General features: G+C 65.7%; 8 protein-coding genes and 4 pseudogenes. 4 read left to right on the plus strand and 8 right to left on the minus strand.

The window, feature by feature from the left end:
• Positions 1 to 4 precede the first annotated feature (4 nt).
• The 3 genes and pseudogenes from OWR21_RS07410 to OWR21_RS07420 form a co-directional block, all read right to left on the minus strand.
• Positions 5 to 2,040: pseudogene (locus OWR21_RS07410) on the minus strand (ATP-binding protein).
• Complete coding sequence (locus OWR21_RS07415; RefSeq protein WP_316891772.1) at positions 2,037 to 2,303, minus strand: hypothetical protein; 267 nt, start codon at positions 2,301 to 2,303, stop codon at positions 2,037 to 2,039. The pseudogene OWR21_RS07410 and the gene OWR21_RS07415 overlap by 4 nt, the downstream one beginning before the upstream one ends.
• A 45-nt stretch (positions 2,304 to 2,348) precedes the next feature.
• Positions 2,349 to 3,259 (minus strand): annotated as a pseudogene (locus OWR21_RS07420) (cytochrome C assembly family protein).
• Positions 3,260 to 3,432: 173 nt separating this feature from the next.
• On the opposite strand from OWR21_RS07420, the gene ffh reads away from it, so the two are divergent.
• Together ffh and OWR21_RS07430 are read left to right on the plus strand one after the other, a co-directional pair.
• Positions 3,433 to 4,848 (plus strand): signal recognition particle protein, encoded by a 1,416-nt coding sequence (gene ffh / locus OWR21_RS07425; RefSeq protein WP_027680338.1) that lies wholly within the window; start codon positions 3,433 to 3,435, stop codon positions 4,846 to 4,848.
• A gap of 68 nt (positions 4,849 to 4,916) precedes the next feature.
• A complete protein-coding gene (locus tag OWR21_RS07430; protein WP_332394898.1) occupies positions 4,917 to 5,465 on the plus strand; it encodes a hypoxanthine-guanine phosphoribosyltransferase in 549 nt (182 codons plus the stop codon).
• 61 nt (positions 5,466 to 5,526) lie between these two features.
• On the opposite strand, the pseudogene OWR21_RS07435 reads toward OWR21_RS07430, so the two are convergent.
• The 4 genes and pseudogenes from OWR21_RS07435 to OWR21_RS07450 form a co-directional block, all read right to left on the minus strand.
• Positions 5,527 to 6,115 (minus strand): annotated as a pseudogene (locus OWR21_RS07435) (MarC family protein).
• Positions 6,116 to 6,128: 13 nt separating this feature from the next.
• Positions 6,129 to 6,995 carry a 2OG-Fe(II) oxygenase gene (locus OWR21_RS07440; RefSeq protein WP_332394899.1) on the minus strand — a complete coding sequence of 289 codons (867 nt, stop codon included), beginning with the start codon at positions 6,993 to 6,995 and terminating at the stop codon, positions 6,129 to 6,131.
• Positions 6,996 to 7,061: 66 nt separating this feature from the next.
• Positions 7,062 to 7,823, minus strand: a complete 762-nt coding sequence (locus OWR21_RS07445) for a lytic transglycosylase domain-containing protein (protein ID WP_102066861.1) — start codon at positions 7,821 to 7,823, stop codon at positions 7,062 to 7,064.
• A 22-nt stretch (positions 7,824 to 7,845) separates the two neighbouring features.
• Positions 7,846 to 9,570 carry a proline--tRNA ligase gene (locus OWR21_RS07450; RefSeq protein WP_332394900.1) on the minus strand — a complete coding sequence of 575 codons (1,725 nt, stop codon included), beginning with the start codon at positions 9,568 to 9,570 and terminating at the stop codon, positions 7,846 to 7,848.
• A 220-nt stretch (positions 9,571 to 9,790) separates the two neighbouring features.
• Here OWR21_RS07450 and OWR21_RS07455 point away from each other — a divergent pair, with 220 nt between their 5' ends.
• Both OWR21_RS07455 and OWR21_RS07460 read left to right on the plus strand, forming a co-directional pair.
• Entirely contained in the window at positions 9,791 to 10,495 is a 705-nt protein-coding gene (locus OWR21_RS07455; protein WP_332394901.1) for an RNA pyrophosphohydrolase, read from the plus strand.
• Positions 10,496 to 10,500: 5 nt separating this feature from the next.
• The gene (locus OWR21_RS07460) at positions 10,501 to 11,130 is read left to right on the plus strand and encodes a CNP1-like family protein (RefSeq protein ID WP_147213795.1); all 630 of its coding nucleotides are present in this window, start codon (positions 10,501 to 10,503) and stop codon (positions 11,128 to 11,130) included.
• A 96-nt stretch (positions 11,131 to 11,226) separates the two neighbouring features.
• Here the strand turns inward: OWR21_RS07460 and proB are convergent.
• Positions 11,227 to 12,348 (minus strand): annotated as a pseudogene (proB, locus tag OWR21_RS07465) (glutamate 5-kinase).
• Positions 12,349 to 12,375: the final 27 nt, after the last annotated feature.

Genomic DNA, 12,375 nt, shown 5'->3' on the forward strand with positions numbered 1-12,375 from the left:
CGGACTATTCCGTTACGGCCAAGGCAGGTTGATCAAACATCAGGGTGATGACGAAGGCGCGGCGCGGCAACGTGTCGCGCGCCTCCATGGTCAACGCTCCGGTGCGATCGAGCAAGGATTCCAGTGCGATGGCACCGTAGCGGATCTGCGCATCGTTGGCGCTACACAACTCGCGCGCCATGTAGAGGCCCAGGCCAGTGCCTTGTGCGTCATTCGTGAAGAACGGCTCGAAGAGGCTGCGCTGCTGTTCGGTGGGCACTTCGGGGCCGTCGTTCCAGATCACGAGCTCGGCGTGGGTGTCGTCCAGCGCGTAGGCCGCGAGTTGGATCGAGCCGGGAACGCGGCGGCAACGCAGCGCGTTGTCGAGCATGTTGCCCACCACCTGCTGCAACTGCGCCGGATCGAACAGCACGGGCTTGTCGAGGTCGACGGCCACGCGCACGAGGTTCGGGTTGATCTCGGTGGCTTCGCCTGCGCGGCGCAGGGCCTCGGCACGCCAGCGCTCGACAACCTCCGGCAGCACCTGCGCCAGTTGCACGCGCACACGCTCCCCACGCGGGCGGCGCGAGAGCATCAGCACGTCAGCGACCACCTGGTCGAGCCGGCGCACGTTATCCGGATGATGCGCAGCAGGCGCGTCTCCACGCCGGAGTTTTCCGGGCGCGGGTGCGCCCCGCCATCCTGGCCGTCGCCCGGATCGTCCAGCAGTTCGGCGGCCTGGCTGATCGCGGCCAGCGGGTTGCGGATCTGGTGCGCAACGCTGGCCACCAGCCGCCCCATCGAGGCCAGCTTTTCCTGTTGCGCCTGCTCCGCCACACGCTCCCAGCTTTCCACGTGGACCAGCACGGTGTCGTGCAACTCGTGGCGCAGAAATGCTTCGTCGTCGGCCGACCAGCCCTGCGAGATGGCGTCGGCCGATGGAATGCGCGGACGCACCTCGCCGCCCTCACCCGGCAGGCCCAGGCCGATCGAGCTGACCAGGCTGTCCATGTAGACGCTGCGCAGGTTGGCCAGGCTCGGCAGGATGAAGCGCAGGCGCAGGCGGGCGCTCAACATGGCACGGCCTGCGCGGCCGCCCGCAGCGATGGGCAGCAGGTCGAGGATGCGCGGTGCATCGTCGTCGCCGGTGCCATCGGTGGGACGGCTCTTGCGGCGCAGCCACTGGCGCAGCGTTTCGAGCAACGGGCGCAGGTGCGGCACGTCCTTCAGGTCGAACAACATCGCGCCGCTGCCGACAAAGGCGCTCTGCGGCACGCCCAGCAACATGGCTGCGGCCGGGTTGGCGGCAACGACGCGGCCATCGGCGCGCACGAGCATCACGCCGTCCTGCATGTCGTAGACCATCAGGCGGTTGACGAGCTGTTGCAGGCGCAATTCGCGCTCACGGGCCATCGTCAACCGTTCCTGCGCGATCTGGCGGTGCGACAGGCCGTACATCATCGACGCGGCCATCATGTAGACCAGGCCGTACAGGCCGGCGGATGCCAGCCCCGGCGCAATCACGCCGTCGCTCATCATCTGCAGGAACGGATCGGCCAGCACCACGATGGATGCCACTGCCGCCGTGAACAGCGCAAACAGCAGGCTGGTAAGCGCGCCGGCGGCCAACACCGGCACCAGCAACACCATCGCCACGCTGGCCGACAAATGCGAGAGCGTGGCGTACGCCAGCCCCAGGAACAGCAGATCGAGCACCACATCGAGCCGCACGCGGAATTGGAATCGCGTGCGCCACCATCCGGCTGCGGCCAGGATCAGCAGGGCCATGGCCAGATACGGCAGCGTCAGGCTGAGCAGCGCGTCGCTATTGGCCGGGCCGACCGCTTCGTTGTGCTCGCGCGGCACCATCACGAACAACAGCAGCACGAGCGCCACGGCGGCGCGGCTGAAAGCGAAATAGCGCAGCAGGCGCCACTGGAACTCAGGGGGATCGGGCTCCAGCCAGACCGACCGGAGTGCGCGCCAGGCGTTCAGGCGCGAAAGCAGGCTGCGCGCGGTCGACGGTGTTGCCCGCGCGGCACCCGACGCTTCGGGTGTCATGTGTTGCCCCGATCAGCGTGCTCGGGGCAACGATAGCGGCCGCCCGGCAGCGCGATCATGCCGGTGCGCGGCGCATGCACGCCGCACACGGCACATTGCTCGATGGGTTGGGAGGCCTGAGGCTCAGGCGTGCGCTTGGCTGTGCCCTGTCCGCGCGAGGCGGACTGCCCTTGCCCCGAGGAGCGGGACGGCCGTGTCCCAAGGCGGCTCAACCACCACCAGCCGGCGAGCAGCATCAGGATCAGCAGGACAGGACGGGACATGGGGAACAGGCAAGAACAAGTAGCAGCGCAAGCGCCAGGAACGCGCTAGGCGCGATGCAGGATGACTTCGAGCACGAAGCGGCTGCCCACGTATGCCAGCAGCAGGGTCGCAAAGGCGGCCATCACCCAGCGCAGCGCAATGCGTCCGCGCCAGCCGCGAAAACGCCGCCCGACCAGGATGCCGCCGAACATCGCCCACGACAGCACGGCAAAGATGTTCTTGTGATCGAAATGGAAGGCGCTGTGGAACAACTGTTCGGAGAACAGCACGCCCGACGCGATCGTCAGCGTCAGCAAGACAAAGCCGGCCCCGATCAGCCGGAACAGCAGTTTTCGAGCGTCAGCAGCGGCGGCAGCAGATCGAGCCAGCGGCTGAACCAGCCTGTCTCTGCGGGGCGGTTGATGGTGTGCAGGCGGCGCTCTGCGGCCAGCATCAGGATCGCGTGGAATGCCGCCAGCGTGAACAGCCCATAGGCGACGTTGGCAATGGCGAAGTGCAGCTTGAACAGCGGGCTGGCCGCATAGCCGAGAATTTGCGTGCCTGGAAAGGCCAACGGCAACAGGCTTCCGACCAGCGCCACCGGCATCACCAGCAGGCCGAGGCCGGCCAGGGAGAAGAAGAGACTCTCGATCCAGAAAATGCCCACGCCCAGCCACAGCATGGCCGACAGCGCGTACGCAAAGCCAAATACCATGGCGCCGGCCGGGAAAATCGTCTCGTGCAACAGCAACCCGTGCGCAACCAAAGCGGCCAGCAAGCCCCAGCGCCACCAACCGGGGACCGTGTCGGCAGCGCCCGGCGGCGGCGGAACGAGCACCGTGGCACCCGGCGACTGACCGCCTGCCGCCATGGCTCCCGCCGGGGCCTGGGCACCCAGCCCACCGCGTCGCGCCCACGCTACCGAAGCGAGGATGCCGTAGAGAAGCGCCGTCAGCGCATACAGTACAATTGACATTTGCACAGTTTACCGCAGCGCACCCCAGTTTTGGCTGGGCCAGCCCTCCGTCGAAAGTCTTGTCGGACGGCAACGCAACATGCGCGCATTAAGCACATTCCCAGCCGGTGCAAGTTGAACGCGCGCCGGTCTTCTCTTCATCCCGTCCCCAATTCCGGATTCCTGTCACTGTCATGCTGGATAACCTGACCCAACGGCTCGCGCGCGTGGTCAAGACCATGCGCGGCGAAGCGCGCCTGACCGAAGCCAACACCGCCGAGATGCTGCGCGAAGTTCGCATGGCGCTGCTCGAAGCCGACGTGGCGCTGCCGGTCGTGCGCGAGTTCATTGCCCGCGTCAAGGAAAAGGCCCTCGGCGAAGACGTCATCACCAGCCTTTCGCCCGGCCAGGCGCTGGTCGGCATCGTGCAGCGCGAGCTGACGGCCATCATCGGCGGTCAGGAAGCGCTGGAAGGCGTTGGCAGCAACATCATGGGCGGCCGCGCGGCCGAGCTGAACCTCAACGTCACGCCGCCAGCGATCATCCTGATGGCCGGCCTGCAAGGCGCCGGCAAGACCACCACGGTGGGCAAGCTCGCCAAGTGGCTCAAAGAGAACAAGAAGAAGAAAGTGCTGACGGTGTCGTGCGACGTGTATCGCCCCGCCGCCATCGCGCAGTTGAAGACCGTTTCCGAGCAGGTCGGCGCAGACTTCTTCCCCTCGCAGCCCGACCAGAAGCCGGTCGACATTGCGGCAGCAGCCCTGGACTGGGCCAAGAAGCACTATCACGACGTGCTGATCGTCGATACGGCGGGCCGCCTCGGTATCGACGAGGCGATGATGCAGGAGATCGCCGCGCTGCACGCCCGGCTCAAGCCGGCCGAAACGCTGTTCGTGGTCGACGCGATGCTCGGCCAGGATGCCGTCAACACCGCCAAGGCGTTCAACGACACCCTGCCGCTGACCGGCGTGGTGCTGACCAAGCTCGACGGCGATGCGCGCGGTGGCGCGGCGCTGTCGGTGCGTCACATCACGGGCAAGCCGATCAAGTTCGTCGGCGTGGCCGAAAAGCTCGACGGGCTGGAGCCGTTCTACCCCGACCGCATGGCCCAGCGGATTCTTGGCATGGGCGACATCCTCGCGCTGGTGGAAGAAGCCCAGCGCGGTGTCGACATGGAAGAGGCGCAGAAGCTTGCCGCCAAGATCAAGAAGACCGGCGGCTTCGACCTCGAAGACTTCAAGGCGCAGATCGGCCAGATGAAAAAGATGGGCGGCCTGGGCAGCCTGATGGACAAGCTGCCGGCGCAGCTCGCGCAGCAGGCGCAAGGTGCCAACATGGACCAGGCCGAAAAGCAGGTCCGCCGCATGGAGGGCATCATCAACAGCATGACGGCTGCCGAGCGCGCCAAGCCTGAACTGATCAAGGCGAGCCGCAAGCGCCGCATTGCCGCGGGCGCGGGCGTGCAGGTGCAGGAAGTCAACCGTCTGCTCAACCAATTCGAGCAGATGCAAGGCATGATGAAAAAGCTCAAGGGCGGCGGCATGATGAAGATGATGCGCGCCATGGGCGGCATGAAAGGCGGCATGAAGGGGCTGTTCGGCGGCCGCTGAGCGGGCTACCCTCCTTCCTGAATCGCACTTTTGATCGACACACCGAACCGTTTCACCGAACTGACACGATGCTGAGCGCAGAACAGGCCCGCGAACTCTGGGCCAACTCCGAAGAAATCGTCAGCGAAGACGCCGTGCGCGGCTCGCTGGACCGCATGGCCCAAGAGATCACCGAGAAGATCGGCGACACGTTCCCGATGGTCCTGTCCGTGATGGGCGGCGCGGCCGTCTTTACCGGCATGCTGCTGCCCAAGCTGGCCTTCCCGCTGGAGTTCGACTACATCCACCTCTCGCGCTACAACAACACGACGGTGGGCGGCGAGATGCAGTGGCGCGTGGCGCCGCGCGAGTCGGTCAAGGGCCGCACGGTGCTGGTGCTCGACGACATCCTCGACGAAGGCGAGACGATGGCCGCCATCCGCTCGCGCATCATCGACATGGGTGCCGCCGAGTTCTACTCCGCCGTGCTGTGCGAGAAGACGCTCAGCAGGTCCAAGCCGCTGTACCCCGACTTCTGCGGCTTCAACGTGCCTGACCGCTACGTGTTCGGCTGCGGCATGGACGCCAAGGGCTACTGGCGCAACCTGCCGACCATCCGCGCGCTCAAGAACACCTGACGCGGTACCGCGGCAAGCAAAAGGGCGACACCTCAGTCGCCCTTTGTTGCCCGCGCGCGGTTCAGAGCTGATGCGCGAACGTACGGATGCCCTTGAGCAGCATCTCCACCGAGATCGCCACCAGGATCAGCCCCATCAGCCGCTCGAACGCCATCACCGTGCGCTCCCCACGAGGCGCTGGATGTGCGTGGCGCTCAGCAACACCACCGCGCACACGGCCATCGTCGCGCATAGCGAGCCGACCCAGGTCCACATGCGCCCGGGCGCCTGCGACACCAGCAGCATCACCGTGGCCATCGCCGATGGCCCCGCGATGGCCGGGATCGCCAGCGGCACGATGAAGGGCTCGCCCGTGGGCTGAGAATCGGCAGCACCCTCACGCGGAAAGATCATCCGCAGCGCGATCAGGAAGAGCACGATGCCGCCGGCAATCTGCAGCGACATGTCGGTCAGGCTCATCATGCGCAGGAAGCTCTCGCCGAAGAACATGAAGACGAGCAGCAGCACGAACGCAATGCCGACCTCGCGCAGCACGACGCGGTTGCGGCGCTCGGGGGCGACCGCAGCGCCGAAATGAAGATCGGAATGTTGCCGAGCGGATCGGTGATCAGCACCAGCAGGACGGTCGCCGAGAGAAACGTGTATTCCATCACCTGACGTCGATCAGGCGCCGCGACGATAGGGGCGTTCGCGCAGCCATTTGGTGGCGATCCACTTCTCGCCACGCTCGACCGGCAGGCCGGCGTGCAGCGTGTCTTCATCCAGCGTGCCGTCGGGCCGCTTGTAGACGAAGAAGACAGCGTTGCCCTTGACCGGCGCCACCTCCAGCCCGAGCTTCGGAAAGCCCGTCGCGCCGCCAGCTTGCACGCTGTTCAGGTAGATGACCATCGTGGCCACGCGCTGACCGCCCACTTCAAGCTGGCGCGCCTCGCCGCTGCGCCCCGGGTTGAAGAAATCGAAGTGCGGCTGATATTCGCCGCCGGGCTGGTAGTTCAGCACCTGGAAGCCTTCGCCGTGTTCGACCGGCACGCCCACCGCCTGTGCGATGCGCGCTTCGATCTTGGCGATCAGCGGATGCTCGCCGACCTGGAACATCCCGCCCTGGCTGGTCCGGGCCGAGATCAGGTTTTCCTCGCCGGTATCGGGGTTCACGACGGGTGAACGCTTGAGGCGATTGCGCCCGATCGCGATCAGCTCGTCACACTCCTGGTCCGACAGAAAGTGCTGGAACAGCACGATGCGCGGCGTCTCGATTGCAAACAGGATCGGGATGTCGCCATCCGCGGTATGCACTGCGTTGCTGTTTTCGACGGACTGATCGGCAACGGGCGTCGGCGCGGGGGCGGCAAGCGGAGCAGGCGCGCGGCTGGCCAGCGCCTCATCGACGACACGGCGCGCAAAGGCGCGGTCGTAGCCGGATTGCACCATCGAAGCCACCAGGGATTCGGCCTCGAAACCTTCGGTCACGTGACGCTGCAGCCAGTCGCGCAGCGCCTCAGACATGGTCGCGTACGGTTGGGTGGTGGACATGCGGGATGGAGATGCGGGCGAGCGAGAGATGGCCCTATTGTAGGCCGACCGTTCGCCGACTGAAGATCACGAACCGCCAGCCGGACCGCCAGCAATACGCAGCGGCGAGAACGGATTGCGCGCCGGCACTTCCGGCAACGCCTTGGCACGCGGTGCGGGCACGGAAGGCTCGGCAGGCACCGGCGCCGACACCGTCATCGCACTCGACTCCTGATACTGCCAGCGCTTCCAGGCGGCGAGCACGGCATTCGGATACTGCGGCTGGCCCCGGCTGCCGTTGTAGCGGCCCAGCGCCAGATAAAGATTGCCGCCTTCCATGTCGAGGTAATGACGCAGGATCGTGCAGCCGTAGCGCAGGTTGCTCTGCAGATGAAAGAGCTTGCGGGAGTCGTTGTCGCCGATGCTGCGCGTCCAGAACGGCATGACCTGCATCAGGCCCATCGCACCGGCGCTGCTGATGGCGTACTTGCGAAAACCGCTTTCCACCTGGATGAGGCCGAGCACCAGCGCCGGGTCGAGGCCAGCGCGCTTGGCTTCGTAATACGCCGTCTCGATCAGTTCGACGCGTACCGACGCCTGCGGAATCTTGCCCGACATGCGCACCGACATCTCGGCCAGCCAGCGCAGGTAGCCGAGTTGCTCGTCGTTGCTGGCGAATACCGGGCGCAGCGGGCGGCTGTCGGCCACGGCGGCGGACAATGCGCTGCGCACGGAGTCCGCGAGGTATTCCTCTTTCTGGGCGCCTGCCCACGCTGCCTGCGTGCCCGCGAGCAACGTCCCTGCGCACAGCGCAGCGGCGATCCGGCGGGCAGAGAACAAGCGGCGCATGCAGGTCGGTCCTGTTGTTGCGTTATTGCGCGAGACGCGCCTTCAGCGTGGCCAGCACGTCGGCCGGTGCCACGGCGGTCGCGGCTTCGTCGCGGCGGCCCTGGAATTCCAGCTTGCCTTCCTTGAGGCCGCGGTCGCCCACCACCACGCGGAACGGCACGCCGATCAGTTCCCAGTCGGCAAACATCGCGCCGGGGCGCTCGCCGCGGTCGTCCAGCATCACGTCGATGCCGGCGGCAACGAGTTCGGCGTGCAGGCGGTCGGCTTCTTCTCGCACGGCGTCGGAGCGGTCGTAGCCCACGGGGCAGATCACCACCTGGAACGGCGCGATCGATGCCGGCCAGATGATGCCGCGCGCGTCGTAGTTCTGCTCGATGGCCGCACCCAGGATGCGCGTGATGCCGATGCCGTAGCAGCCCATCACCATTGGCTGCGTCTTGCCGTTTTCATCGAGGAACGTCGCGTTCATCGCCTCGGAGTAGCGCGTGCCCAGCATGAAGACGTGACCGACTTCGATGCCGCGGCAGATGGCCAGCGTGCCCTTGCCGTCCGGCGAGGGGTCGCCGGCCACCACGTTGCGCAGGTCGTAGACCTCGGGCTCGGGCAGATCACGGCCCCAGTTCACGCCAGTGAAGTGGTAATCCTCTTCGTTGGCGCCGACCACGAAATCGCTCATGGCAGCCGCCGTGCGATCGGCCACCACCTTCACGGGCAGCTTGGTGCCGATCGGGCCGAGATAGCCAGGGCGCGTGCCGAATGCGCGCAGGATTTCGCCTTCGGTGGCAAAGCGGAAGTCGGCCAGGCCGGGCACCTTCGATGCCTTGACCTCGTTGAGTTCATGGTCACCGCGCAGCAGCAGCAGCCAGATCTGGGGTTCGCCGCCCTCGAGTTCGGTGGCCAGCACGATGGACTTGATCGTGCGCTGCAGCGGAATCCCCAGTTGCTCGGCAACGGCCTCGCACTTGGCGCGGCCAGGCGTATGCGTCTTGGTGAGCGCCTCGGCGGCGGCACCACGCGGTGTGGCCGGAGCGACGGCTTCCGCAGCCTCGATGTTGGCGGCGTAGTCCGAATCCGGGCAGTAGATGATGGCGTCTTCGCCCGTATCGGCAATCACGTGGAATTCGTGCGAGCCCGACCCGCCGATGGCGCCGTTATCGGCAGCCACGGCACGGAATTCCAGGCCGAAGCGCTGGAAAATGCGCGTGTAAGCGTCGTACATCTTTTGATATGACACCTTCAGGCCTTCGGCGTCGCGGTCGAAGGAATATGCGTCCTTCATCGTGAATTCGCGGCCGCGCATGATGCCGAAACGCGGACGGCGCTCGTCACGGAACTTGGTCTGGATCTGGTAGAAATTGACCGGCAGCTGCTTGTACGAGCGGATTTCGGTGCGCGCGATGTCGGTCACAACTTCCTCCGACGTCGGCTGCATGACGAAGTCGCGCTCGTGGCGGTCCTTGAAGCGCAGCAGTTCGTCGCCCATCTTGTCCCAGCGGCCGGTCTCCTGCCACAGCTCGCCCGGCTGCACCACCGGCATCAGCACCTCCACCGCGCCGGCGGCATTCATTTCCTCACGCACGATCTGCTCGACCTTGCGGATCACGCGCAGACCCACGGGCATATACGTATAGAGGCCCGCGCCGAGCTTCTTGATCATGCCGGCACGCATCATCAACTTGTGCGAGACGATCTCCGCGTCGGCGGGCGCTTCCTTGAGCGTGGAAATGAAGAATTGGGACGCTTTCATGCGACTGACAATAAGGGATGACGCGGCCAACCAAAGCCGCGAAAACAAGGGCAAAAGCCACCGGAATCAGGAGATGAGACGAGGCGCCAGGCGCACATTCGCGCAATCGGCACCCCTCCCCCAGGAGGCGCGAGTGAGCGGCAACATTTCGGCTTCTGTGACAGCCGAGCGACGGGCCGCTCTATAATCGGCGTAATTCTAAAGTATTCGAGGTGCAGTCATGCTCGATCGTGAAGGCTTCCGCCCGAACGTCGGCATCATCCTCATCAACGCAAGAAACGAGGTGTTCTGGGGCAAGCGCATTGGCGAGCACTCCTGGCAGTTTCCACAAGGCGGCATCAAGTACGGCGAGACGCCCGAACAAGCGATGTTCCGCGAACTGCACGAAGAAGTCGGCCTGTTGCCAGAACACGTCCGGATCGTCGGTCGCACGCGCGACTGGCTGCGGTATGAGGTGCCGGACAAGTTCATCCGCCGCGAAATACGCGGCCACTATCGCCAGAAACAGATCTGGTTCCTGCTGCGCATGGTCGGTCGCGACTGCGACATCCAGCTGCGCGCCACCGAGCATCCGGAATTCGATGCATGGCGGTGGAGCCAGTACTGGGTGCCGCTCGAGGCCGTCATCGAGTTCAAGCGCGAGGTGTATCAGCTGGCGCTGTCGGAGCTTTCGCGCTTCGTGCAGCGTCAGACCCGCGCGCCGCTGTCGCCCTACGGACGCGGCGGCCAGCACCGAGAGCGCGACGGACGCGACGCACGCGATAACCGCGAACGTTCCAGCAGCCAGGGCGGCCGGAACGAGCAGCACGCCCAGCCGGCCCTGACCGTCACCACCACGACGGTCATCGTCGAAACGGTGAGCGTATCCGCGCCGGCCCCTTCCTCTCCCAACCCTGACGACACGGCTCCCAAGGACAATTCGTGAATCTGATGACGACGACACGTGGAGCGCGCCGCGCTCTCGTGCCGCTCGCGCTGGCGGCTGCGCTGGCGTTGACGGCATGTGGCCATAACCGCACCGGCGACCTCGAAGACCGGCTGTTGATGGACCCATTCAACGACAAGCCTTTCAAGGAAGATGCCGTGACCTTCCCGGCCCCGCCGGTCGATCGCGATGCCGTGCCGTTCGATGTGGGCGGCCGAAGCGACTCGCCGCTGCGCTTCGCCATCGATCCGAAATCGGTGTCGATCGGCAAGGACAACGTGGTGCGGTACACCGTACTGATCACCAGCAAGACCGGCGCGCGCAACGTGAACTACGAAGGCCTGCGCTGCGACACGGCCGAGCGGCGCATCTATGCGACGTTGCGCAACGACACCAACCAGTGGGTCGGCAACCGCGCGGTCGACATGAACGAAACGGCGAATGCCGAATCGGCAAGCATGAACGCCTACAAGCCCGCGACGGATTGGCAACGCGTTGGCAATGGCGGGCCGACGGACTATGCGTCGGCGCTGATGCGCTCGTACTTCTGCGACGTGCGTTCGGTAGCGGGAGATGGAAAGGCCTCTACGCTGGTGCAACGGTTGGGGCAGAGCGGCCGGTATTTCGGGCCCTGAGCGGCGGACGCCCGCGTACAGCATCATCTGCCTCAAACACAAAGGCCAACCTCGCAGGGTTGGCCTTTTGTTTTGATGCGCAGCCGAGCGGCTGGATCAGAGCAGCACCAGGTTGTCCCGGTGCACCAGCTCCGCGGCGCTGACGTAGCCAAGCACCGCCTCGATCTCCGAGGACGCCTTGCGTGCGATCAGCCGCGCCTCAGCCGACGAATAGTTCGTCAGCCCGCGCGCCACTTCGCGGCCCGCCGCATCCACGCAAGAAATCACCTCGCCGCGCGCGAATTCGCCCTGCACTTCCGTCACGCCGATCGGCAGCAACGACTTGCCGCCGGCCGTGAGCTTTTCCACCGCACCGGCATCGAGCACCACGCGACCGCGCAGCTGCAGATGATCGATCATCCACTGCTTGCGCGCCGTCATCCGCCCCGTCGGCGCGCGGAGCTGCGTGCCGATGGCCTCGCCGGCAGCCAAGCGCGCAAGCACGTCAGGTTCACGACCCGAAGCAATGATGGTATGCGCGCCCGACTTGGCCGCGCGCTTCGCCGCCAGAATCTTCGTCAGCATGCCGCCCTTGCCGATGCTCGAACCAGCGCCGCCGGCCATCTGTTCAAGGTCGGGCGTGCCAGCCTGCGCCTCGTCGACAAACCGGGCGCCAGGCTCCTTGCGCGGGTCGGCCGTATCAAGCCGCGCTGGTCTGTCAGGATGATGAGCGCATCACCTTCGATCAGGTTGGTGACGAGCGCGCCCAGCGTGTCGTTGTCGCCGAACTTGATTTCATCGGTGACGACCGTGTCGTTCTCGTTGATGATCGGCACGACACCGAGGCTCAGCAGCGTGAGCAGCGTGGAACGTGCATTGAGATAGCGCTCGCGATCGGCCAGATCGCCATGCGTGAGCAGCACCTGCGCCGTGCGGATGCTGTGCCGCGCGAACTCGGATTCGTACACCTGCGCCAGCCCCATCTGCCCGACAGCGGCGGCGGCCTGCAACTCGTGGATTTCCTTCGGACGCTTGGCCCAGCCCAAGCGCTGCATGCCCTCGGCGATGGCGCCTGAACTGACCAGCACGACTTCCTTGCCAGCCGCCCGTAGCGCCGCGATTTGCGCGGCCCAGCGGGCAATGGCAGCGGTCGAGGCCACGGCCGTCGTTGGTAACCAGGCTGGAACCGACCTTGACGACAAGGCGGCGCGCATCGGCAATCAGCGAATGCAGGGCCATGGTGGGCGTGTCTCCGAAGGATGTTTG

This window comes from Ralstonia sp. 1B3 (assembly GCF_036631435.1).

What these genes read in the sequence shown, in the direction of transcription:
- OWR21_RS07440 (WP_332394899.1), bottom strand. Translation starts at nt 6,995, where the DNA reads ATGTCCACCACCCAACCGTACGCGACCATGTCTGAGGCGCTGCGCGAC.
- OWR21_RS07450 (WP_332394900.1), bottom strand. Translation starts at nt 9,570, where the DNA reads ATGAAAGCGTCCCAATTCTTCATTTCCACGCTCAAGGAAGCGCCCGCC.
- OWR21_RS07415 (WP_316891772.1), bottom strand. Translation starts at nt 2,303, where the DNA reads ATGTCCCGTCCTGTCCTGCTGATCCTGATGCTGCTCGCCGGCTGGTGG.
- OWR21_RS07445 (WP_102066861.1), bottom strand. Translation starts at nt 7,823, where the DNA reads ATGCGCCGCTTGTTCTCTGCCCGCCGGATCGCCGCTGCGCTGTGCGCA.
- OWR21_RS07455 (WP_332394901.1), top strand. Translation starts at nt 9,791, where the DNA reads ATGCTCGATCGTGAAGGCTTCCGCCCGAACGTCGGCATCATCCTCATC.
- OWR21_RS07460 (WP_147213795.1), top strand. Translation starts at nt 10,501, where the DNA reads ATGACGACGACACGTGGAGCGCGCCGCGCTCTCGTGCCGCTCGCGCTG.
- OWR21_RS07430 (WP_332394898.1), top strand. Translation starts at nt 4,917, where the DNA reads ATGCTGAGCGCAGAACAGGCCCGCGAACTCTGGGCCAACTCCGAAGAA.
- ffh (WP_027680338.1), top strand. Translation starts at nt 3,433, where the DNA reads ATGCTGGATAACCTGACCCAACGGCTCGCGCGCGTGGTCAAGACCATG.